20 protein-coding genes, 1 tRNA gene and 1 riboswitch are annotated in these 21,454 nt (G+C 55.0%); of the genes, 8 read left to right on the top strand and 13 right to left on the bottom strand.

Going from position 1 to position 21,454, the window contains the following annotated elements; genetic code table 11:
• Positions 1-181 precede the first annotated feature (181 nt).
• The 3 genes from PYL13_RS08160 to PYL13_RS08150 all read right to left on the bottom strand — a co-directional run bounded on the left by PYL13_RS08160 (position 182) and on the right by PYL13_RS08150 (position 5,212).
• Entirely contained in the window at positions 182-3,025 is a 2,844-nt protein-coding gene (locus PYL13_RS08160; RefSeq protein ID WP_275640979.1) for a valine--tRNA ligase, read from the bottom strand.
• A 346-nt stretch (positions 3,026-3,371) separates the two neighbouring features.
• The gene (locus tag PYL13_RS08155) at positions 3,372-4,331 is read right to left on the bottom strand and encodes a PopZ family protein (RefSeq protein ID WP_275640978.1); all 960 of its coding nucleotides are present in this window, start codon (positions 4,329-4,331) and stop codon (positions 3,372-3,374) included.
• A gap of 209 nt (positions 4,332-4,540) precedes the next feature.
• Positions 4,541-5,212 (bottom strand): protein-L-isoaspartate O-methyltransferase family protein, encoded by a 672-nt coding sequence (locus PYL13_RS08150; RefSeq protein ID WP_275640977.1) that lies wholly within the window; start codon positions 5,210-5,212, stop codon positions 4,541-4,543.
• Between the two features lie 591 nt (positions 5,213-5,803).
• Here PYL13_RS08150 and PYL13_RS08145 point away from each other — a divergent pair.
• On the top strand, positions 5,804-5,932 hold the full coding sequence (locus PYL13_RS08145) for a hypothetical protein (RefSeq protein WP_275640976.1): 129 nt from the start codon (positions 5,804-5,806) through the stop codon (positions 5,930-5,932).
• 63 nt (positions 5,933-5,995) lie between these two features.
• Here PYL13_RS08145 and PYL13_RS08140 read toward each other — a convergent pair whose 3' ends face one another.
• The gene (locus tag PYL13_RS08140) at positions 5,996-6,403 is read right to left on the bottom strand and encodes a hypothetical protein (RefSeq protein ID WP_275640975.1); all 408 of its coding nucleotides are present in this window, start codon (positions 6,401-6,403) and stop codon (positions 5,996-5,998) included.
• Between the two features lie 144 nt (positions 6,404-6,547).
• Here PYL13_RS08140 and PYL13_RS08135 point away from each other — a divergent pair, with 144 nt between their 5' ends.
• Together PYL13_RS08135 and PYL13_RS08130 are read left to right on the top strand one after the other, a co-directional pair.
• Positions 6,548-7,057: a lipocalin family protein gene (locus PYL13_RS08135; protein ID WP_275640974.1), complete on the top strand. Its 510-nt coding sequence runs from the start codon at positions 6,548-6,550 to the stop codon at positions 7,055-7,057.
• 301 nt (positions 7,058-7,358) lie between these two features.
• Positions 7,359-7,871, top strand: coding sequence for a nuclear transport factor 2 family protein (locus tag PYL13_RS08130; protein WP_250982717.1), 513 nt, complete (start codon positions 7,359-7,361; stop codon positions 7,869-7,871).
• Positions 7,872-7,897: 26 nt separating this feature from the next.
• Here PYL13_RS08130 and PYL13_RS08125 read toward each other — a convergent pair whose 3' ends face one another.
• Positions 7,898-8,401 (bottom strand): DUF2441 domain-containing protein, encoded by a 504-nt coding sequence (locus tag PYL13_RS08125; RefSeq protein ID WP_259145015.1) that lies wholly within the window; start codon positions 8,399-8,401, stop codon positions 7,898-7,900.
• 470 nt (positions 8,402-8,871) lie between these two features.
• Between PYL13_RS08125 and PYL13_RS08120 the strand changes: the two genes are divergently transcribed.
• Both PYL13_RS08120 and PYL13_RS08115 read left to right on the top strand, forming a co-directional pair.
• On the top strand, positions 8,872-9,171 hold the full coding sequence (locus PYL13_RS08120) for a hypothetical protein (RefSeq protein WP_275640973.1): 300 nt from the start codon (positions 8,872-8,874) through the stop codon (positions 9,169-9,171).
• 298 nt (positions 9,172-9,469) lie between these two features.
• A complete protein-coding gene (locus tag PYL13_RS08115; protein WP_256435694.1) occupies positions 9,470-9,601 on the top strand; it encodes a hypothetical protein in 132 nt (43 codons plus the stop codon).
• Positions 9,602-9,847: 246 nt separating this feature from the next.
• On the opposite strand, the gene PYL13_RS08110 is transcribed toward PYL13_RS08115, so the two are convergent.
• The 7 genes from PYL13_RS08110 to lldR all read right to left on the bottom strand — a co-directional run bounded on the left by PYL13_RS08110 (position 9,848) and on the right by lldR (position 15,930).
• Positions 9,848-10,474 carry a hypothetical protein gene (locus tag PYL13_RS08110; protein ID WP_275640972.1) on the bottom strand — a complete coding sequence of 209 codons (627 nt, stop codon included), beginning with the start codon at positions 10,472-10,474 and terminating at the stop codon, positions 9,848-9,850.
• A gap of 6 nt (positions 10,475-10,480) precedes the next feature.
• The gene (locus PYL13_RS08105) at positions 10,481-10,789 is read right to left on the bottom strand and encodes a hypothetical protein (protein ID WP_275640971.1); all 309 of its coding nucleotides are present in this window, start codon (positions 10,787-10,789) and stop codon (positions 10,481-10,483) included.
• Positions 10,782-11,528 (bottom strand): TIGR04255 family protein, encoded by a 747-nt coding sequence (locus tag PYL13_RS08100; protein WP_275640970.1) that lies wholly within the window; start codon positions 11,526-11,528, stop codon positions 10,782-10,784. Before PYL13_RS08100 ends, PYL13_RS08105 begins: the two co-directional genes overlap by 8 nt.
• 304 nt (positions 11,529-11,832) lie before the next feature.
• A tRNA-Cys gene (locus PYL13_RS08095) sits at positions 11,833-11,906 on the bottom strand.
• Positions 11,907-12,315: 409 nt separating this feature from the next.
• Positions 12,316-14,019, bottom strand: a complete 1,704-nt coding sequence (gene dld, locus PYL13_RS08090; protein WP_441296630.1) for a D-lactate dehydrogenase — start codon at positions 14,017-14,019, stop codon at positions 12,316-12,318.
• Positions 14,019-15,167 (bottom strand): FMN-dependent L-lactate dehydrogenase LldD, encoded by a 1,149-nt coding sequence (gene lldD, locus PYL13_RS08085; protein WP_275640968.1) that lies wholly within the window; start codon positions 15,165-15,167, stop codon positions 14,019-14,021. The genes dld and lldD overlap by 1 nt, the downstream gene beginning before the upstream one ends.
• A gap of 4 nt (positions 15,168-15,171) precedes the next feature.
• Positions 15,172-15,930 (bottom strand): transcriptional regulator LldR, encoded by a 759-nt coding sequence (gene lldR / locus PYL13_RS08080; protein ID WP_275640967.1) that lies wholly within the window; start codon positions 15,928-15,930, stop codon positions 15,172-15,174.
• A gap of 161 nt (positions 15,931-16,091) precedes the next feature.
• Positions 16,092-16,299: riboswitch (cobalamin riboswitch) on the top strand.
• A 101-nt stretch (positions 16,300-16,400) separates the two neighbouring features.
• On the opposite strand from lldR, the gene metE reads away from it, so the two are divergent.
• Positions 16,401-18,755 carry a 5-methyltetrahydropteroyltriglutamate--homocysteine S-methyltransferase gene (gene metE, locus PYL13_RS08075; protein ID WP_275640966.1) on the top strand — a complete coding sequence of 785 codons (2,355 nt, stop codon included), beginning with the start codon at positions 16,401-16,403 and terminating at the stop codon, positions 18,753-18,755.
• Positions 18,756-18,824: 69 nt separating this feature from the next.
• On the opposite strand, the gene wrbA is transcribed toward metE, so the two are convergent.
• Positions 18,825-19,424, bottom strand: a complete 600-nt coding sequence (gene wrbA, locus PYL13_RS08070) for an NAD(P)H:quinone oxidoreductase type IV (protein WP_192487654.1) — start codon at positions 19,422-19,424, stop codon at positions 18,825-18,827.
• Between the two features lie 249 nt (positions 19,425-19,673).
• On the opposite strand from wrbA, the gene PYL13_RS08065 reads away from it, so the two are divergent.
• Together PYL13_RS08065 and PYL13_RS08060 are read left to right on the top strand one after the other, a co-directional pair.
• Positions 19,674-20,438, top strand: a complete 765-nt coding sequence (locus PYL13_RS08065) for a competence/damage-inducible protein A (RefSeq protein ID WP_275640965.1) — start codon at positions 19,674-19,676, stop codon at positions 20,436-20,438.
• A gap of 134 nt (positions 20,439-20,572) precedes the next feature.
• On the top strand, positions 20,573-21,418 hold the full coding sequence (locus PYL13_RS08060; RefSeq protein ID WP_275640964.1) for a universal stress protein: 846 nt from the start codon (positions 20,573-20,575) through the stop codon (positions 21,416-21,418).
• Positions 21,419-21,454: the final 36 nt, after the last annotated feature.

The following is a 21,454-nucleotide window of genomic DNA, read 5'->3' as shown; positions in this document are numbered from 1 at the left end:
TTTTCTCGAGATTTGCCAACCGTTTGACGTGGCAAGATCTGGAATGGGCTCACGCCTTAATCGCGAAACACTGGAGGGTAAGGCCAGCACGCCAGCGCCCTGTCCTTACCAACGTCAGGCAACAAAAAAGGCGCATCCCTTTCAGAATGCGCCTTCGTTATTCGTTGCTCTGTGCAGCGGATCAGCTGGCCTCGTTAACCCGTGTCAGCGCGGTCTTGAGGTTGGCGATCTGTACTTCCAGCTCGGCGTTGCGCTCACGGTCTGCAGCAACAACTTCCGGATCGGCATTGGCAATAAACTTCTCGTTGCCAAGCTTCTTGGCAATACGGTCAATTTCAGCCTCAGCCTTGCCGATTGCCTTTTCGAGACGGGCCTTTTCAGCCGCGACGTCGATCAGGTTGCCAAGCGGCAGGCAGGCCGTTGCCTCACCGACGATGATCTGTGCCGAACCCTTCGGTGCGGTGCTGGCCAGCGTGATGTTTTCTGCACGTGCCAGACGGCGAATGGCAGCGTCATGACGCTCCAGACGCGACTGCGTCACGCCATTGGCACCAACGACAACCAGCGGCGCTGTTGCACCCGGCGGTACGTTCATTTCAGAACGGGCCGAACGAATGCCGGTGACGAGATCAACCAGCCAGTTGATTTCGGCCGCAGCAGCGGTGTCGGTGAATTCTGGTGTTGGCCAAGCGGCATGGCACAGCAGACCGTCACGGCTTTCGCCTTCTTCGACCGTATGCGCCCACAGCTCTTCCGTCATGAATGGCATGAACGGATGCAGCAGCTTGTAGATTTCGTCCAGAACATAAGCCGCGCACGCCTGTGCTTCGGCCTTTGCCTTTTCGTCGTGACCGCTGAAGACAGGCTTGAGCAGTTCCAGATACCAGTCGCAGAACTGGTTCCAGACAAAGCGGTACAGCGAGCTTGCAGCATCGTTGAAGCGATAGTTGCCGATGGCTTCCGTTACCTCATTTGCCGTAACGGCAAGTTCGGTCAGGATCCAGCGATTGATGGTCAGCGTGGTTGTTTCCGGCAGGAAGTCCGGATCACGCTTCACGCCGTTCATTTCCGCAAAGCGTGTCGCATTCCACAGCTTGGTGCCGAAGTTACGATAACCGGCGATGCGGGCAGGATCGAGTTTCACGTCGCGGCCCTGCGCTGCCATGATTGACAGCGTAAAGCGCAGCGCATCCGCACCATATTCATCGATCAGTTCCAGAGGGTCGATGACGTTGCCCTTGGACTTCGACATCTTCTGGCCGTTCTTGTCGCGAACCAGCGCGTGGATATAGACCGTGTGGAACGGCTCAACCGGCACACCGGCGTCATCCTTCATGAAGTGCAGACCCATCTGCATCATGCGAACGACCCAGAACGGAATGATATCAAAGCCGGTTACCAGAACATCTGTCGGGTAATAGCGTGCCAGTTCCGGTGTCTGCTCGGGCCAGCCAAGCGTCGAGAATGGCCACAGTGCCGACGAGAACCAGGTGTCGAGAACGTCTTCGTCACGGGTCAGGATTTCACCCGGCTTGAAGTTTTCAAGCTTTTCCTCAACCCAGGCCTTCCATGGACCTTCGTGAGAAATGTAGTGCTGGATCGCAGCCTGCAGGGCTTCTTCTTCCGTCTTCTCGACGAAAACCTGGCCATCAGGACCGTACCATGCCGGGATCTGGTGACCCCACCACAGCTGGCGCGAGATGCACCATGGCTCGATGTTTTCCAGCCAGTTGAAATAGGTCTTTTCCCAGGACTTCGGAACGAATTTGGTGCGGCCATCACGAACGGCCTCAATAGCAGGGCCAGCCAGCGTCTTGTTGTCGACCCACCACTGTTCCGTCAGGCGCGGTTCGATCGGCACGCCGCCACGGTCGCCATGGGGCACCATGTGCTTGTGCGGCTCGATCTTGTCGAGAAGGCCGGCATCCTCGAAAATCTCGACGATGATCTTGCGGGCGGCAAAGCGGTCCTGCCCTTCCAGGCGATCCCAGGCACCGTGAAGTGCTGCCGGATGGTCGAGACCTTCCAGGAAGTCTTCATTGTCCTTGATGGTGACAGTGCCGTCGACATTGAGAATGTTGATGGCGCGCAGGCCTGCACGCTTGCCAACTTCAAAGTCGTTGAAATCGTGGGCGGGCGTGATCTTGACCGCGCCGGTACCGGCTGTCGGATCAGCATAGTCATCGGCAACAATCGGGATCTTGCGGCCAACGATCGGCAGGACGACGTGCTTGCCGACGATTGCCTTGTAACGCTCGTCTTCCGGGTTCACCGCAATGCCGGTATCGCCCAGCATGGTTTCCGGGCGGGTCGTGGCAACCACGATATAATCGCGGGTTTCATATTCCGTGGGCTTGCCGTCTTCATCAAAGGCAACCGGGTACTGATAGGTAACGCCCTTTTCCAGCGGATAACGGAAGTGCCAGAGATTGCCCTTCACTTCCAGCTGCTCAACTTCCATGTCGGAAATTGCCGTCAAAAGCTTGGGGTCCCAGTTCACAAGGCGCTTGTCCTTGTAGATCAGGCCATCCTTGTAGAGGCTGACGAAAACTTCCAGAACAGCCTGCGACAGGCCTTCATCCATGGTGAAACGTTCGCGCGACCAGTCACAGGAGGCGCCAAGACGCTTGAGCTGGTTGAAGATCAACCCGCCGGATTCAGCCTTCCATTCCCAGACCTTGTCGATAAAGGCTTCACGGCCCATCTCGCGACGGCCAGGCAGCTTCTGTTCGGCCAGCTTGCGTTCAACCACCATCTGCGTGGCAATGCCAGCATGGTCCATGCCCGGCTGCCACAGCACGTCCTTGCCTCGCATGCGCTCAAAACGAATCATGATGTCCTGAAGCGTATTGTTCAGGGCATGACCCATGTGCAGCGAGCCGGTGACGTTTGGCGGCGGGATGACAATTGTGAAGGTTTCAGCGCCGGGTGCCGCGTTGGCACCGGCACGAAACGCATTGGCATCGTCCCATGCTTTGGCGATTTTCGGTTCAACCGAAGCGGAATCGTAGGTCTTTTCGAGCATTTCCTGACCTGAAATTTTGAGTTCTTGTATTTGTTTTTAAATAAGGATGGGCGGTAGAGAGTCAACAGAAAGTGGCAAATTCAACCAAAACTGCTGCCCGACCGGGCGACCATTGCAGCTTCCCGGCATCGGGCATCGCCTTACACGCGAAAGAGCGGGCTCAGACGTAACATCCAATCCCGTTCAGGAACAGAATCAGGTTCATCCCATACTGAGTCAACAAAATGACCTATCTTGTTGTTTTCTCATGTTTCGTGGTAAAACTATCCTGCAGAACCACCGAAAACCTGAGCAACAAAAAAGCCGCCCCGAGACCGGCGCGGCTTTTGTTTAACCTTGATGGAAATTAGCGGCGTGGGCCGCGCGCTACGCGCTCGATTTCCTCACGCACCAGACGCTCGACCAGTGTTGGAAGGTTATCTTCCAGCCAGTCCTGCAGCATCGGCTTCAACATTTCCTGCGCCATGTCTTCGATGGAGCGACGCTCAACACCGTTAAATACGTCGGCCAGTTCGTTGAACGAGCGGGCAATCTGCGCACCCGCTTCAACGGAAATCAGGCTGGACAGGGCAGATGGCCCCTCGGCAACCGCTTCCGCAACAGGCTCAACAAACTGTACTGTCTCTGCGACTGGCGCAGGATTTACCACTGGCGCGCTGGCCTCGTGAACGTCGGCAAGCTCAAGCGCCTGCTCGAAGGTTTCTTCGTCCCAGGCAACAGCCGGCGCGCTCTGCACAGCTGGCGTTTCACGAACCGGGAACGGCGAAATGGTCGCCTGTCTTTCTTCGCTGAAAAACGGCTGCGATGGGCGCGAAATTTCGGCGGCGGTATCGTCGATCGAACCACGCAGTTCCGCCATGCGGGCAGCCATGACAGGGCTTTCATAAGCGGCATGTGCAGCAACAGGCTTTGCTTCCGGCTTGTCCTGCAATGTTTCAGCGGTCAGCGCGCTCAAGGCTGGCTCCAGCGTGCGGCCGGTGGCGGCCCTCACCCGGGCTGCAACATCGGCAAGCGACATGGCTTTTTCCGGAACGGGTTGCGCTGCCGCGCCATGGGTCTGGTTTGCAGCTGGCGGCACGTGGGGCGGCGGGCTTGTCATCTCGCCGCGGCGCTCGGCGGATGAAGCCGGGTTGCCAGCCTGCGTGAAAGCGATACCAAATTCGTCGTCGCTCTCATCGTCGTAAACAGGAGGAAGCTTGCCAGCAAAAGCACCGGACGGACCAGGCTCATTGCTTTCGATGATACGGCGGATCGACGCCAGGATTTCTTCCATGGACGGTTCACGCGCTACACTTGGCTGAGCCATTTCTATCCCCGTTTTCCATTGCTATTTATTGGCTGGGGCAAACACGAAACACGCCCCGAATCACCGCTAGTTTATGGCAGTGCGAATCGGAACTGAATGACCCTTTTGACGGGAATTGCCGCGATACACAGATTATTGTTGTGGAAAAACAGAAAAGCCCGGTCAAAACCGGGCCTTTGTTTATCCGTGAACAAGCAGCATATGCCTGATCAGAATACGAATTCCTTGGCCTTCTGGAAGCCTGGAAGCGGCTTGACCGAGGCGTTGAATGAAGTCGTTACCGAGATGCCTGTGGAGGCGCGGCTGTAGACCGTTGCCTTTGCGGAGTTGCCATAACCGACAACGGTTACAAGGCGGCCACCGTCACGAAGCTGGTCGAGAAGTGCGTCCGGAATAAATTCTACGGCACCGTTTACGAAGATGAGATCGTAAGGTGCTTCGCTGGCGTAACCCTTTTCCAGGTCGGAAACGACGGCTGCAACATTGTCATAACCTAGCTTGGCAAGGGTTTCCGTTGCAGCTTCCACCAGCTTTTCATCATTGTCGATTGCAACGACCGAACCGGCCAGTTGCGATAGAACTGCTGAGACGTAGCCGGTACCGCAACCAACTTCCAGAACAACGTCGTCCTTGGTGATGGCGGCCAGCTGCAACAGCTTTGCCAGAGGCGAAGGTGCTGTTAGGTAACGGGCCGGACGGCCATCAGAGGCGGGACAGATCTGCACATTTTCATCGCGGTAAGCGATGGTCTGCTGCGCTTGCGGCACGAATGCTTCACGCGGCACATTCACAAATGCCATGAGCACGGAATGCGACGTTACATCGGTCGTGCGGATTTGGCTATCGACCATGTTCACACGTGCTTTTTCGAAATCCATCATATCGTATCGCCTCAGTAGAAATTCGAAACGAGCGCATAAACGCTGTTTCCTTGCGATACGTCTTAATTGGCGATGCCTGCGCTTTCAAGCGTGCGTGTCGCACAGTGACGATAAAAACAACCGGCTAGCCGATAATTTTTACAAACATGCTCAGATGAGCGGTACTGTGATGTAAAGGCATGTCAGAATAACGGCACCAAACATCGAAACTTCGATCAAACTGTCGCGCATTTAACCAACCCTCCGTGGGACCCTATGTCCTTGAGAAAAAGAACGGACAATGTGAATTTTGGTTCCACGCTCTCGCCACGGAATAGCCACCTGCCCGCCTCTATTCTTAACGGGTGAACATAGCCAGGGCGTGACAGTGCCAACTGGTGTGATACGCGACTGTGTAAACCGCTAATGTCATCAAGGTTTGCGCCCAGTTCAGCCCCTCCTACGACTTGCGCCGAGGCCGCCTGTATGGGTTAAAGGACTGCAAATCCCTATACCTCAAGGAAGAACACCATCGACGAGTTTGACAAACCCGACACGGAGCCAAGAAAGAAGCCGCTCTGGCCATGGTTGTTGCTGCTGGTGGTGACGCTGGTGCTGATTTACGCCTATTTCGTCTGGGTCTGGACGATCGACTACATCTTCTCAGGCGCGAGCGACCTGTTCCACGCGCTTGAGTGGGTGTTGAACTTCCTAGACGAACAAAAGGCAGGAGAGGATTAAAGGGATACTGGTGTCCGCATTATACCGGACTAAACCTGGCCACAGCATCGAATACCGCTGTTGTCACTCCCAGACATCAACCACAAGGAATGTGCCACGGTTTTCGTGACCCATTATCTTGACGGTGATCCAGCAGTCACCACGCAGGATCATTCTTTGAGCCTCAGCCGACATAGAGCCGTTGTTCAGCATCTCTTCGAGCGACTGACGGTTTTGCGCATCAGAGAAGAACTCGTCATCCTCATCCCCTACGTCTCTGAGGTCATAGACATGGTAGTTTGCCCTGTCCTGGCGAATAATCTGCCACGGTTTCGTCAGTGACGTTCCGTTGGAATTGTTAAGGTCGTTTGCGCCGATATAGGCGGTGTAGGAATCGATTACATCAGCTTTTACAACGCGTGTCTTCGATTGGGCGCCTGCAACGCTGGAACTGGCAAAAAGCACGACGATGAGAGCAATATAGAGTTTCATATCTGTCTCCTGAGACAAACACTTCTTGGCAGTATGCCCGAGGGTAATCCACTCTTTCCCGTGGTAAGGGTTAATGTTCTTCGCCGCTGCAACTGGACAAGCAGCATGTGCGTTTCAGGTTCTCCTCGAAGGAGAGTTAAAGACATGACAGACGTTACAGCCCTACCGAGCCTTGATCTCAATCGCTATCTTGGCCGGTGGTACGAGATTGTCCGCTTGCCGTTGAAATATGAAGACGATGCCGCAACTGACATCACGGCACGTTACTCCCTCGAAGAGAACGGCGCTATTCGCGTTGACAACAGATGTTTCGACAAAGATCAGCAGCCAGCTCAGGCTGTCGGCGAGGCAAAGCCGGTTGACGAGACACATGCAAAGCTGAAGGTCAGTTTTCTTCCTGCCGCCCTGCGCTGGCTGCCGTTTACCGATGGCGATTACTGGGTACTCAAGATCGATCCCGACTATAGTGTCGCGCTGGTCGGCACGCCTGACCGTCAGTTTCTATGGGTTCTGGCACGCGAGAGTTCGATTCCCGCAGAAACGCTGGAAGACTATCTTACTGAGGCACGCCGGCAAGGCTTTGATCTGACGAAGATGATCATCCCCCGCCACACCGGGCGCGACGTGACCGATGCCATGCTTCTAGAAAAATAGCAGTCAAAGCTTGTTGTGCATCGTCCCGACCGCCAGCAGCACCGTGGGCGCTGACGGCTTTTGCTGACTCCGAAACTGGTAAGTCCAGCTAACCAGCCTGTGCAGTATTAGGCGGGTAATTTAAACGCTCTAACACAGTTACACTCATTGCCGATTGGGAAGGAGATGTGGGGCTTGGTAAAAGATAAGCCCCATTACAGGTTAAGAGCAGCCCCGAACGTGAAGACAGCCTTTCCCGATCAACGCCACGACTGACGCGCCACGCGCGCAGTTGACCTTGAAAACATGGAAGGTTTAAGACATGACGATCTACAAAATTGCTCGATCTTGGACGATCATCGCGACGCTTGCACTTGCTGCGTCATCGGCCCATGCCAATGCTGGCACGGCGGTCAGCACTGATGTGACAGCCCGCAACGAGACCATCGTAAAGCAGGCATTTGAAGACTGGGCAGAACGAGGGGGAGCTTTCACGCGCGTCGTTTCACCTGATGTCGAATGGACAGTTCGCGGCTCGGGTCCCTACTCGCGCACCTATAGCGGCCTGGACAGTTTCGTAAACGATGCTTCCGCCCCTATTCTGTCGCGGCTCAGCACCCCGCTTAAACCGGTGGTCAAAAAAATCTGGGCGGTGGATGACGACGTGATCGTGCGGTTCGACGCCTCCGCCACGACAACCACCAATGACACCTACAGCAACGAATATCTCTGGATATTGACCATGAAAGATGGCCTCGTTGTCAAATCCGAGGCCTTTCTGGATATGGGGCTCTATCAAGACCTAGTGGACGGCGCCCCTACGCGCACCAACTGATCCAGCCTTTGGTAAAGAGACGTTGGTTACCCTGCGGCAGCTTGGTTTGGGGTAACCAGCGGTGCATCAGAGGCCAGAACCTGCCTTACCACGCGCAAGGCGCCTCCATATAGTATTTCAGGTTCGTCTGCGCTCGGCGCTGTCCAATATGCCTTGCTCTCTTCTGCCATATAGTCCGCATATGGTCTGTTGCGATCAGCTTTCGCGATCAAGGCAAAATCACCGCAGTAGATGCTGGCTTCGCCGGTCGGTTCCAGCTCGAAAACATGGGCATCGGGCCGGTACTGGCGTTGAAAGGCAAAGGCCATATCGACTGTTTCGAACACAAATACACAATTGAGGCGTGACGGACGTTGAGGGGCAAGTGCCAACCTCGCTGTTTCCAGTGCGACTTCCCACAGTATTATTTCAACGTGAGATACGGCTTTAACTGCGGTTTCGGGACCAAACAAACGGACTGTTGTCCCCCAATTGCCGGGCTCGATAGTAGCGCCCACAGCATGTTCAATACTGCTTACGTGATAATACATTCAATTCCTCAAGGTGGCCCGTGTAATATTTGGACAACCCACGGCATGATCGTATAGCGCAAGGTCTTGCGAGGGGAGTGTCTTTGCGCAAATCCGTATCAGAAGCCAGAATAAAGTCCAGAGGACATTTTCAAGGCAATCGATTATGTGAGAAGGTCTGTTTATTCATGAAAATCATACAAAAATTCTCGATGCCTTAAGTACTGTTGCAATCATCATCAGAAAAAATTTGAGCAAGGCAAAGAGTTCGAGGCCGCGACGCCAGTGGACAGCCAGAGTTAGCAAAAGGTTTGCCTGCCTCTCCCAGGTGTAAAACCCGTCTCGGCTGCTTAATGCGCGCGATGACACTGCCGCCACGCTATTAGCCGTCAACAGTCGGCATCGCCGTGCCAATATTAACTGTGGTTTTCAGCAAGTCTGGACAAAGACATTTGCCGAGACATAATCCCCGCAATTGAGGGGGATTGCCGATGAATTTTGTTGTTGCGTTTGGTGTGGCGCTGGCTGTCGGGGGATATTTTGCAAATCGACTTCCACTCGGCTTTGCTTACTCCCTGTTGGGCGCATTGCTTTCGGCAGTCTCAACCGCTGTGATCGTTCTGCTTATCACACTTTTGGTGGCCTATTACGGCTCTACTGTAGACCAAAGCGCTGTGAATCCTCTTGTTGAGTCCGCTCTCACGGCGACCTTTCAAAGCTTTATTTTTGCGCTAATTTTGTTTTCAATCGCCCGGTGGAAACGCAAAAAGAGCACGCAACTTAAAGCCTAGGCAGTAAACCTACATTCGGTTCGCTGATTTCCTTTTTTGGCTTGACTCAGGTCCACCACACGCCCGTGCAAACCGCTCAATCCGCTGGCAGCACAAGGTGAACTCCAGCGCTATCGGCCAACTATACAGGATAATTTGCTGCGGGGCGCCAGCGCCACTTGGACGGGTCGCATTTGTCAGGATGCCACCTGATCGGCACAACGGAGCTCTGCCGCCCCCTTCCCGAATGACAACTCCGATTTCCCTTGCTATTGTCACGCAAAGCGCGGCTATCTTTTGCTTTGAAGAGGAGATTCGAATGGCCAAGGGTCAAGTTAGAAGCAACAAAGAAGTACGCAAACCCAAGAAGGATAAGGCTGCACCGGTCGCCGCCGCTCCTACTCTGGGTGCACGGGCTGTAGAGGCCAGCAAGCAGAAGAAGCCGCAGTAATCCTGCGCCACAACGCTCGCATCAACTGATCGATCAACCGGCAGCGCAAGGTGAACCCCAGCACTGCCGGCTCGCGTCAATCGTTCCAGCTGTTTGCGGCCTCGGCTATCGTTCTGAAGCCGCGTCTCCTACACTTACTGGAGGGAATAGCTTCCAGAAAGAGATCGATTGCGTAATAGAGGTGTGAAGCAGCCGCCTCTTTTATCTTCTCCAGGCTCTTGCCATAAGCATAGAGAACCGTTCCAATCATGCTGCCCTAGGGCGCCTGTCCACATTCTCATGCAGCCGGCAGAAGTGTATGGAGAGCTTGAACACGAACATGTAAAAGCCTGCCATCGATAAAGTGAAGTGCTTAGCTTTGGCACTTCCTGCGTTAAACGTCTCAAAGGGCATGGAATGAAGATCATCTAAATTGACGACGTAATCTTCACTGAGTGTCGCGCCTTGAGGAAGGTAGAACAAACTCGTCACCTCCTGTGCCTTAATGGCTTTAAGCTTCGCGTCTACTTGTGGGTCACTCAGCCCGGCGGACTTGAAGCGCGTGGCAAGCTGAGAAAGCCTCATAACCGGCGCGAATACGACCTTTGGAGGAATAGTGCGGCCGTTCTCTGGCGCAATATCACAAGAGTTAGAAAGAACGATCCCCTTCACAGGGCGAGCCGTGCCTGACGAGAATATAAACAGCTGAAAGCCCGACCAGCAATCGCCCTGCAACACTTCGCCTGCAAACGGATCATTGCCGGGAGAAATATAATAGCCCTTCGCCGAGCCATTTCGGAGCGCTTCAAGCTCTTGTAAGAAAGCCTTCTGCTCCGGCGGGGACACCAAATAGTATGGGATGCTAACTTTGAAGGCGTCATCCGACAAAGCCATAAAGGGTTAAGCCTCGTAAAGACCTTCGAGGTCGCTGTACATAGCTGCTTCAAACTCTGCACCGAGCGAACCTTGCGATTTTAAAAGTTCAGCGAAGACGTTTTGAACCGCCACCTCGAAAGCTGTCGCCGCCGAAATATTTGACAGTTCCGCATAACGCACGGCCGAGTAGGTGCTGTTGATTAGTTGCCGAGCGAGAACTGGCTTTTCAAACTCGGGCCATACCACCGCAGTTGGCGATACCCCTGCACCTATGGCCAGGACGATCAGACCTGCGGTGGTTGATGCTGTGATAGATCGATTTATACTAGCCATAGTTTGGTCCCATGCTCTGAATGGCTTCTTCCGTCAAAGAACTAAAAAACTTGCTCTTGTTCGCCTGCCTTAGAAGCTCCAGTCTATCACTGGAAGTGTTGAAAAATTCTCTAAAGCTCAAGGAAGGAGTGTGACACACCGAATCAATGTCTAAGATAGTACCAGTTAAGGTAGCGCCATTTGGCAAAGTTGCAACTGCTCCAGTCATCACAGATACAATGTGGAGAAAGTCGTCTTCCAGCACCTGTAGCTGCAACGAGAACGGCCCGCCCTTATAATCGAGATCGCCAACAGCCATCTGCATCTTGATCTTGCTTACCTGGTCGGCAACCGATCCCCCCTGAAGAATATTCACGTACTTTAGAGAAAAGCGCTCCAACTCAAGCTGCAAGCCGGAGTTCACTATGCGCTCGCAAACCCCTAGGATAAACTCTCGAAACGCCGCCCATTTAGGATACGGCATAGCTGCGCTCACCAAGACGTTCCGAGCGCCTACCGAAACAGCGAAACCGTCAAAATCAAGACGTAGGATTGGTACGAATTCAAGATTTGGATCGGAGGCTCTTACCGGCTGTGGTATTTCAGCGAACGGAAGTCTGATAATTTTCGGAGCACCATGATAAGCGGTGAACAAGACGCCCGGCAAGATATCGGCCAATTGCTGCTGCCCTTCAAACCGAAGCTCAAATGTGGCGTCGATCAAAGGCTCGTCCCTTAAACTGATGGGAAGGTTTGCCATGTCGTCTGCATCTCCTACCGGCAGGACTCAGGGGGCCGAGTCTAGCTCGTCGTCCGCATAGGACAAAACTTACCCCCGGTCTAGAACGAAATGTAAGCTCCAACAGTTGCGAAGCTTTTCACGCCACATTTTCAAAGGCTTTTCGACGCTCCGCATGTTGCAATCATGTCGCATTGAGCCGCCGGACAGCTTCGGAAGTTATTGTAATTCAATGGAATTTTGTCGCACTGACATGCGACAGAAAAATAGCCCGCTGGAAAGCGTGAGATTTACTCAACACTTTGATTTTGCAGACATAAATCTTTGGAGGCCTCGCCCGGAATTGAACCGGGGTACAAGGATTTGCAGTCCTCTGCGTCACCACTCCGCCACGAGGCCATCGCTAAGCGTATTTTGTTGTGGTTGCCGGGGTTTAGAATAATCCTAAACGATGTGCAAGAGGGTCGTTTTGAATATCAGCTTTTTTTATTTCGAATAATGGTTTTTAGCCTCACGGCACCCGGACGCCAACCCTTCGGTTGTTGCCCCTATTATTTTCAACCTACAAATTCTTAAGGTTTTATGCCTATTTTCCAGTTTCACACAAGGATGAGCGTTCACTTATTAAGCGCGATTAAAAACGCGAGGTTGAATGGCATACGATTGGGATGGCGGACGAACGCGCCGCGTCCGCTATATAAAAATACTCCTGCTGATTGCGATCGCAGGGTGCGTAGCGTTACCGCTACTGGCGTCTTTCTAAATAAAAGAGTGGGTGGTGAGTGTTTCTCACCACCCTTTTTTTGCCTTACCGTTCCGCCCAGCAGAAGAATTTTGATGTCTGGCCAATACCGGGGTTCAACACATTGGCCGGATCGAGCGAGCGGTAGAAAGCCCTAAGTTCAGGTTTGGCCTTATAGAGGTGGCCAACATTGTGTTCGGCCGGATATTCAGCACCACGCCGGTCTAGCAAGTCCCACATTTCATGTTCGATGGCGATCGGGTCATGCCCCTTGCGGACGATATAGTCCTGATGGAAGACATGGCAGAAGAAGTGGCCGTAATAGAGCTTGCTGATCAGCTTGCCCTCTATCGATTCTGGTAGGGTTTCCAGCCAGTCGTCGTCGTTACGGCGCAGTGCAATGTCGAGGGCGACAATGTCCTCCACCGAACTGCGATGCGTGTCGCGATACCGGATGGCCGCACCGGCAATGGCGAAGCGGTGCAGAAACGCCTTGCGCCCCTCCTCTGCATCACATTCGAAGAAATCACCTTCCCGGCTGGCAAAATAGCTTTGCAGAAAGGCCTTGGTTTCCGGTGCACTGTCGAGCGAAACCTTGAGCAGCAGATGGTGGTCGAACCGCTTGCGAAACTCCCGCATGCTTTTTGGCAGGTGGCTCGGCAGCAACGCCATGACGGCCTGCAGAATATGGTCGGTCACACCACGCAGTTTGAACCCTTCAAAAAACGCATCGACCCGGCTTTTCAGCGCAAAGGCGGCCGGTACCCTGTCTGTGCCGAAACGGTCGATCAGCAGGAAGGTGTCCTTGCCGTATTTTTCGCCGATATCGTAAGCGTCGCGGTGAATATATTCACCTGCAATCGGCAGCGTATCAAAGGCGGTCAGCATATGGCGACGCACCGCCGTCAGGTCTGCGGTATCGTTTGAGCCGATGTAAAACACCGCGCTCTTTTCCATCGGAAACGTGTCGAGCCGCACGGCAAACAGGACCAGCTTGCCGGCAGAACCGGACGCCTCGAAATGGCGGGTCACATCGGCATTGAAGCGGGCCGGTGTTGGCGCATCGACCTGGCGCACATGCTGGGCATAGTTCTGGTCTGATGCGACGAGCGTCGGATCATTGACGATATCGTCCGGGCTGTAGGCGCCCTTTTCCAGCCGTGACAGAATATCTTCCGGGTTGTCACCCAGCTTAACGCCGAGGTGATTGACGAGGTGCAGTTCACCCGCCTCATCCACCTGGCCATAAAGGGCCAGCTGGGTATAGGCCGGTCCGCGTCGCACCAGCGAGCCGCCGGAATTGTTGCAGATGCCGCCGAGCACCGAGGCACCGATGCAGGATGAACCGATAACCGAATGCGGCTCACGCCCCAGCGGCTTCAGGGTTTGTTCCAACCGGTCGAGCGTCGCACCGGGCAAGCAGATGACCTGTTTGCCGTCATTGATCACCTGAATGCCCTTCAGGCGCAGTGTCGACACGATAACGATCTCGCGGTCGTAATCATTGCCGTCAGGTGTTGAGCCACCGGTCAGGCCGGTATTGGCGGCCTGCATGATGACGATTCGTCCAGCGGCAACGGCGGCCTTGACGACCCGCCACTGCTCCACCAACGTTCCCGGCTGCACCACGGCCAGCACGTTTCCATGACCAAAACGGTGCCCCTTGCGGAACCGGCGTGTGGCCTTGGCGGCGGTCAGCACGTGGCCTGCCCCGACAATACCGCCAAATTCACGCAACAGGGTTGCGGCATCAGTGTTCATTGCATGCATCAAAGCTGCCTCATTGCCTTTACCAGCAGGTCAGAGGAAATGTCGGAGATGGATTTTGCCCCCGTCAGCGTCATGGCAACGCGCATTTCCTTTTCGAAAAGATTGAGAAGGTTGAGAACACCCTCCTCACCGGCGGTGGCCAGCGCATAAACAAAGGCACGGCCAATCATTACCGCATCGGCACCCAGTGCCAGCATACGCACCACATCGAGGCCCGAGCGTATGCCGGAATCGGCGAGGATCTTGATGTCACCCTTCACCGCGTCAGCTATGGCCGGCAAGGCGCGTGCGGACGACAGGACACCATCCAGCTGGCGGCCGCCATGGTTGGACACAACAATGCCGTCGGCACCAAAGGTCACGGCGTCCTTGGCATCATCGGGGTCAAGAATGCCCTTGATGATCATCGGGCCTTTCCAGAATTCACGGATCCACTCCAGATCCTTCCAGGAAATCGACTGGTCGAAATTGGCACCGAGCCAGCCGATATAATCGGCAAGGCCGGTTGGTTTGCCGAGATATTTAGACACGTTGCCGAGATCATGCGGTTTGCCGTTGAGGCCCACATCAAAGGCCCAGCGCGGATGGGTGACCGACTGCCAGTAACGGCGAAGTTCGGCATTGGGGCCGCTCATGCCGGAATGGGCATCGCGGTAGCGGGCGCCCGGCACCGGCATATCCACCGTAAATACCAGCGTTTTCACACCGGCCGCGACCGCACGGTCCAGCACGTTTTTCATGAAACCGCGGTCTTTCAGCACATAAAGCTGGAACCACATCGGGCGGTCGATTTCCGGCGTCACTTCCTCGATCGGGCACACCGACACGGTGGACATGGTGTAGGAAATGCCCTTCTCGGCCGCCGCACGCGCCGCCTGCACCTCACCACGGCGGGCATACATGCCGCTCAGGCCAACAGGTGCCAACACAACCGGCATGGACAGCTTGTCGTCCCACAGCTGTGTGTTGATGCTGAGATCAGACATGTTTTTCAGCACACGCTGGCGCAACTCGACGTCAGAGAGGTCGCTGACATTGCGGCGCAGCGTATGTTCGGCATAGGCACCGCCATCGATGTAATGGAACAGGAACGGCGGCAGCCGGCGTCGTGCGGCCTCGCGATAATCTGTAGACGCAGAAATAATCATGGTGTTACCCCCTCACACTACCTTGATAAAATGAGCGCGCTAGGCGCGCTTCGTCTTCGTCGATGGATTTCAACGATGAATGGACAAAATCGATATGAACATGCGCCGCCCGGCGCGCGCGCTCGCCGTCACCGGCCAGAATGGCATCGCGCAATTCGCGGTGCTGCGATGACAGCGGCTCGGTCACCTTTGGAATGACGTAAAGTTTCTCGAGGTTCTGCGAAATATTGGCTTTCAGCAGATCAAACAGCCCCTTCATCACTTCTATCAGCACCAGATTGTGCGAGGCGTCGGCAATGGACAGGTGAAAGGCGGCATCCGCCTTGGCCAGTGCCATCGAATCGTCACTGCCCTGCAGGCTGATCAGAGTTTCGAAACAGTCGGAGATTCGAGCCTTGTCTTCATCCGTTGCGCGCAAGGTGGCGTGGTAGGCAGCAGCCCCTTCCAGCGCGTGACGAATTTCCAGCACGTCAAACCGGTAGGCCGGATCGCTGGCAAACAGCCGTGACAGCGGATCGACAAGTGCATTTTGCGACCAGCCGCGGGGCGGTTCCTGGACATAATTGCCTCCGCCGGTGCGGCTTGTCAGGCGGCCTTTGCTGGCCAGTTGCTGGATGGCTTCACGCAGCGACGAGCGCGACACCTTCAGTTCCAGTGCCAGTTGCCGTTCGGCAGGCAGGCGGTCACCCGCTTTCAGCCCGCGCGCACTGATCAGCACCTCGATCTGTTCTGCAATGGCATCAGACAATCGAACAGTTTTCATATGGGTTTCATCGCCTTAATATTGGTCTGACCAATAAACCAATTTTATTTAAAGCAATGCCCCTGCCCTTGTCCAATAAAAACAACGACACCAGATAATCACAAAATCAATAAGGATATAAATATATCTTTATATCACCTTGACTGTATTTTATCGCTCGGCCATAGTTGGCGCATCGAGGTTCTGTGGAGGTCGCACTCCGCAGCTAAGAGGGAATACGGTCAGGGGTTTCACCCCAACGCCGGAGCTGCCCCCGCAACTGTAGACGGAGAGTTGCCGTTCACCATGTCACTGATGCGAACACCTCGGGAAGACGAACGGTTATGATGACCCGTAAGCTAGGAGACCTGCCGCGATAGATAACGTTCACGGGCGGGGTGTCCCGGTGTGCCGCTTTTGCGACAGGCACATCAGCGCCTTCCGTCGATGCGTCAGCCAATGCCTTGCCCACAACCTTCGGGGTTAAGGAAATGACCATCAAGACTGCAAATCTCGGTTTCCCGCGCATTGGAAAACACCGCGAACTCAAATTCGCATTGGAAGCCTATTGGGCCGGAAAATCAGACCGCACCACATTGCTGGACGCTGCCGCAAAGCTGCGGGCAGACCACTGGAAACTTCAAAAAGACAGCGGCATAGACATCATCCCGTCCAATGATTTTTCACTCTACGACCATGTGCTCGATACCGCCGTCATGGTTGGTGCGGTTCCCGCCGCCTATGGCTGGAACTATGAAAAATCTGGCGCGCAGGTGGAGCTCGACACCTATTTTGCCATGGCACGCGGCGCCACAGGCAGTGCCCACGCCCAAGAAAACCATGCCGATTGCAGCCATAACCACAAGCATGAACATGGCGTGCCAGCGCTTGAAATGACCAAGTGGTTCGACACCAATTACCACTACATGGTGCCGGAATTTACCCGCGATCAGACCTTCGCCTTCACCGCCAACAAACCGCTGGACATGTTCATGGAGGCAAAGATGCAGGGCATTCATACCCGCCCGGTCATTCTGGGCCCGGTAACATTCCTCAAGCTTGGCAAGACAGAGGGGGAGTTTTCGCCACTCGATCTGCTGGAGCGGCTGTTGCCGGTTTACGTGCGGCTGCTGGCCGAGTTGAGTGCTGCGGGAGCTGACTGGGTGCAAATCGATGAACCGGCCTTGGTGCTCGATCTTACCGAGGCGGAACGGCAGGCCTATCACCGGGCCTACACCGCATTAAAGACGCTGGTTCCGAACCTCAATATCATGCTCGCCACCTATTTCGGGACCATCGGCGACAATCTCTCAACGGTCTTGTCACTGCCCGTTGACGGCCTGCATATCGATCTCGTGCGGGCGCCAGAGCAGCTTGAAACCGTGCTGCAAAACCGTCCAGACAATCTCGTTCTGTCACTTGGCGTCATTGACGGTCGCAATGTGTGGCGTAGCGACCTTGAAAAGCTGCTCGATCGTCTGGAGCCGGTTATTGCGCAGGTTGGCCCCGACAAAATCCAGATCGCACCGTCGTGCTCGTTACTGCATGTGCCAATCGATCTGGAGCTGGAGACCGAGCTTGATCAGGACATCAAATCATGGCTGGCTTTTGCGACACAAAAGCTGGCAGAACTTGATGTCACCGGTCGGACACTTGTCTCGGGACGCGCAACGGTAACGCATGCGCTCGCGGCCTCATCGGCCTCAGCCGCAGGGCGCCGGACCTCACCCAAGGTTCACGATCCAGAGGTCAAGGCGCGACTTGCCACGATGTCTCCTGCCCTGACCAGCCGTAAAAGCGGCTTCCAGCAACGCAAGGCCTTGCAGGAACAGAAGCTTGATCTGCCGCTATTCCCAACCACGACCATAGGTTCGTTCCCGCAGACATCAGATGTTCGCAAGGCCCGTTCCGCGTTTGGCAAAGGAGAGATCAGTGATGCGGATTATGATGCCTTCCTGAAAAGCGAAACGGAAACCGCCATTCGCTGGCAGGAAGAGATCGGGCTCGACGTGCTTGTTCATGGCGAGTTTGAGCGCAACGACATGGTGCAGTATTTTGGCGAGCAGTTGACCGGCTTCACCTTTACCCGCCACGCCTGGGTGCAAAGTTACGGCTCGCGTTATGTGCGCCCGCCGATCATTTTTGGTGACGTGTCGCGCCCTGCCCCGATGACAGTCAAATGGCGGCACTATGCCCAGTCACTGACAGACAGACCGGTCAAAGGCATGCTGACCGGACCGGTGACCATTCTCAACTGGTCTTTCGTGCGGGATGACGTTGCCCGCAGTACCGTGTGCTACCAGATTGGTTTTGCGATCCGCGATGAGGTCAGCGATCTGGAAAAAGCTGGCGCCACCATGATCCAGATCGATGAGGCGGCCTTGCGGGAAGGCCTGCCGCTGCGCCACGCCGACTGGAAAACCTATCTGCAGTGGGCAGTCGAAAGCTTCCGCCTGTGCTCAACAGGCGTTTCCGATGACACACAGATCCACACCCATATGTGTTATTCGGAATTCAACCAGATCATCGATTCCATTGCCGCTATGGATGCCGATGTGATTTCCATCGAGACATCGCGCTCGAAGATGGAACTGCTGGAAGCCTTCCAGACCTACCAGTACCCCAATGAAATCGGACCCGGTGTTTACGACATCCACTCGCCACGCATTCCTGACGTCAGCGAAATGGTCACGCTGATGACGTTGGCACGGCAGCGCATTGGTGACGGCCAGCTGTGGGTCAATCCCGATTGCGGCCTGAAAACCCGCAAATGGGACGAGGTCAAACCGGCGCTGGTCAATATGGTCGAGGCTGCTCGTGAACTGCGCCTTGCCGCTTTGGCTTGAGAACCATCCCAATAAAAACGCCGCCTGTCGGGTCTGACAGGCGGCGGCATTTAAAGACCTATCGCAATCTTAGGAAGCGAGCTTTGCAGCCAGCTTGGCAATGTGCGCGCCCTGGTACTTTGCGCCTTCGAGTTCGATGGCCGAAGGCTGGCGCGAGCCGTCACCGTCGGTGATGGTCGACGCACCGTAAGGCGAACCGCCCTTGATTTCATCAACACCCATCTGGCCCTGGAAGGCGTATGGCAGACCGGCAACGGCCATGCCGTGGTGCAGGAAGGTTGGGATGAAGCTGAGAATGGTGGATTCCTGGCCGCCGTGCTGGGTCGCTGTGGAGGTGAATACCGAACCGAGCTTGCCCACCAGCTTGCCGTTGAACCACAGACCGCCAGTCTGGTCCCAGAAATTGCGCATCTGCGAGGCAACTGTGCCGAAACGTGTGCCGGCGCCAACAATGATCGCATCATATTCAGCCAGTTCATCAACCGTTGCGATTGGTGCGGCCTGATCGAGCTTAAAGTGCGAGGACTTGGCAACGTCTTCCGGAACCAGTTCAGGTACGCGCTTTACGACAACGTCTGCACCGGCAGACTTCGCACCTTCCGCCACGGCATATGCCATGGTTTCAATGTGGCCGTAGGAGGAATAATACAGAACCAGTACTTTTGCCATTTTCTCGGTTTCCTTTGCTTGGGGGCCGAAGACCCGTTTAAGAAGTTGTCGCAGCATAATCCTGCCGCTCATCAATTACGTGACAAAGATGTAGCCCGGATACTGCAACCTCACCAGCCGATCACATCAAGACGCACTGTTCAATGATGTTGAACGCTTTTTGTCTTGCATTCACTTTTTCGTAGCAATGACGCGCTTGCATTCCATCGGCATCGCGCTACGTTCAACAGACACAACTGCGGATTTTTCATGACCACTGCACCCGTTTCCGTTACCGCCGCCATGCTTGCCATTGGCGATGAACTGCTCTCAGGCCGCACCAAAGACAAGAATATTGGACACCTCGCCGATGTGCTTACCCTGTCGGGTATCGACCTCAAGGAAGTGCGCATTGTCGCAGATGAGCAGGATGCCATTGTCGAGGCATTGAATGCCCTGCGCAGCCGTTATGATTATGTCTTTACATCGGGCGGAATTGGTCCGACCCATGACGACATAACCGCCGATGCGGTGTCCGCAGCCTTTGGCGTGCCGTGCGTGCATGAGGCGGAAGCCATGCGCCTGCTGGCCGACATGTATCGCGCCCGTGACATGGAATTTACAGAGGCCCGCCAGCGCATGGCGCGTCTGCCTCAAGGTGCTGCCCATATCGCAAATCCTGTTTCGACCGCCCCCGGTTTCAACATCGGCAATGTCTATGTGATGGCCGGTGTGCCGCAGGTCTTTCAGGCCATGGTCCATAATGTCGTCCCGCACCTGAAAACCGGTGTGAAGCTGCTGTCGCAGTCGGTTGCCAGCCCATACGGCGAAGGCGATATCGGCACGGCACTGGGCGAAGTTCAGAAGAACCATCCTGAAACCAGCATTGGCTCCTACCCAAAATATGACGGACAGCGATTCTCGACAGAAATCGTCGTTCGCGCTCGTGATGCGGCGGTATTGCATGTTGCTGCGCAGGCGGTTTCAGACATGCTGGAACAGATCGGGCGTGAAAAGGCCGCCGCCAGCACTTGAACCGTTAAGTGCTTTGGCGCGTTATCTTTTCACCGGACCGAAAGACGGTGACAACTTGATCAGGATCAAGGCGACATATTTCGAGAAGGACCAGTCTCAAGACACTTGAGACGCATACCATTGAGGAGATCGTCATGAGCTACAAAACAATTCTGACCGTTTTGGACAGCACTCAAAACGCAGCAAAGGTTAGTGAATTCGCCATTGCTCTGGCGAACAGGTTCTCGTCGCATGTGATTGGCCTGCATATGGAAACCATGGCGGCTGTACCCGTCGTTGCACCCATGGAAATTCCCGATCCTGCCTCCATTCAGGCTATTCAGGATATTGCGCAAAAAGAAACAAAGGAAATTGCCCGGATTTTCGAGCAAAAACTCTCGGAAAATGGTGTGTCGCATGAGTGGCGCAGCTTCGTTTCCTCGGTTGGTTATACCTCGGCATCCGCTGTCGACAGCGCCCGTTGCACCGATATCGTGATTGCCGGACAGAGCGATTCGTCCAGCCTTTCCGACAGCCGTTCCGATATCGAAAGCTTTCTGTTTGAAAGCGGCCGCCCGGTTCTTCTGGTGCCTTATATTCTCACCGAACCCAAACCGATCAAGCGGGTGCTGATTGCCTGGAACGGTTCGCGCGAAGCAACCCGTGCGGCCTTTGATGCGCTGCCCTTCCTGAAGGAAGCGGAAAGCGTCGAGATCTTCACGGTTGATCCGCCGGAAAACGCGACACAGTCACCGGCCATGGCAGGTGCTGAACTCGCAGCAACGCTTGCGCGCCACGGCGTGAAGGTGACCGTGGCCACCAAAGCGACCTCAGGCACGCTTTCGGCCCATGCGGCAATTGAAAACCGCCTTTCGGATGACAGTATCGATCTGCTGGTGATGGGTGCCTATACCCATTCGCGCTGGTGGGAAATGCTGTTTGGCGGCGTGACCCGCACGCTTCTGGATTCGATGACCGCGCTGACGCTGTTGTCGCGTTAAAGCTTCAAGTCCCATCAGACCAAATAGAAAAAGGGC

It is taken from the genome of Agrobacterium sp. Azo12, from assembly GCF_029193765.2.
Classification (GTDB): Bacteria; Pseudomonadota; Alphaproteobacteria; order Rhizobiales; family Rhizobiaceae; genus Agrobacterium.
This window is presented reverse-complemented; position numbering and strand designations above follow the sequence as displayed.

Coding starts and splice junctions, on each gene's coding strand:
- PYL13_RS08110 (WP_275640972.1), bottom strand. CDS start 10,474: ATGGCTTTGTCGGATGACGCCTTCAAAGTTAGCATCCCATACTATTTG.
- PYL13_RS08065 (WP_275640965.1), top strand. CDS start 19,674: ATGACCACTGCACCCGTTTCCGTTACCGCCGCCATGCTTGCCATTGGC.
- PYL13_RS08135 (WP_275640974.1), top strand. CDS start 6,548: ATGACAGACGTTACAGCCCTACCGAGCCTTGATCTCAATCGCTATCTT.
- PYL13_RS08130 (WP_250982717.1), top strand. CDS start 7,359: ATGACGATCTACAAAATTGCTCGATCTTGGACGATCATCGCGACGCTT.
- lldR (WP_275640967.1), bottom strand. CDS start 15,930: ATGAAAACTGTTCGATTGTCTGATGCCATTGCAGAACAGATCGAGGTG.
- dld (WP_441296630.1), bottom strand. CDS start 14,019: ATGCATGCAATGAACACTGATGCCGCAACCCTGTTGCGTGAATTTGGC.
- PYL13_RS08150 (WP_275640977.1), bottom strand. CDS start 5,212: ATGATGGATTTCGAAAAAGCACGTGTGAACATGGTCGATAGCCAAATC.
- PYL13_RS08140 (WP_275640975.1), bottom strand. CDS start 6,403: ATGAAACTCTATATTGCTCTCATCGTCGTGCTTTTTGCCAGTTCCAGC.
- PYL13_RS08115 (WP_256435694.1), top strand. CDS start 9,470: ATGGCCAAGGGTCAAGTTAGAAGCAACAAAGAAGTACGCAAACCCAAG.
- PYL13_RS08100 (WP_275640970.1), bottom strand. CDS start 11,528: ATGGCAAACCTTCCCATCAGTTTAAGGGACGAGCCTTTGATCGACGCC.
- lldD (WP_275640968.1), bottom strand. CDS start 15,167: ATGATTATTTCTGCGTCTACAGATTATCGCGAGGCCGCACGACGCCGG.
- wrbA (WP_192487654.1), bottom strand. CDS start 19,424: ATGGCAAAAGTACTGGTTCTGTATTATTCCTCCTACGGCCACATTGAA.
- PYL13_RS08155 (WP_275640978.1), bottom strand. CDS start 4,331: ATGGCTCAGCCAAGTGTAGCGCGTGAACCGTCCATGGAAGAAATCCTG.
- PYL13_RS08060 (WP_275640964.1), top strand. CDS start 20,573: ATGAGCTACAAAACAATTCTGACCGTTTTGGACAGCACTCAAAACGCA.
- PYL13_RS08160 (WP_275640979.1), bottom strand. CDS start 3,025: ATGCTCGAAAAGACCTACGATTCCGCTTCGGTTGAACCGAAAATCGCC.
- PYL13_RS08120 (WP_275640973.1), top strand. CDS start 8,872: ATGAATTTTGTTGTTGCGTTTGGTGTGGCGCTGGCTGTCGGGGGATAT.
- PYL13_RS08125 (WP_259145015.1), bottom strand. CDS start 8,401: ATGTATTATCACGTAAGCAGTATTGAACATGCTGTGGGCGCTACTATC.
- metE (WP_275640966.1), top strand. CDS start 16,401: ATGACCATCAAGACTGCAAATCTCGGTTTCCCGCGCATTGGAAAACAC.
- PYL13_RS08105 (WP_275640971.1), bottom strand. CDS start 10,789: ATGGCTAGTATAAATCGATCTATCACAGCATCAACCACCGCAGGTCTG.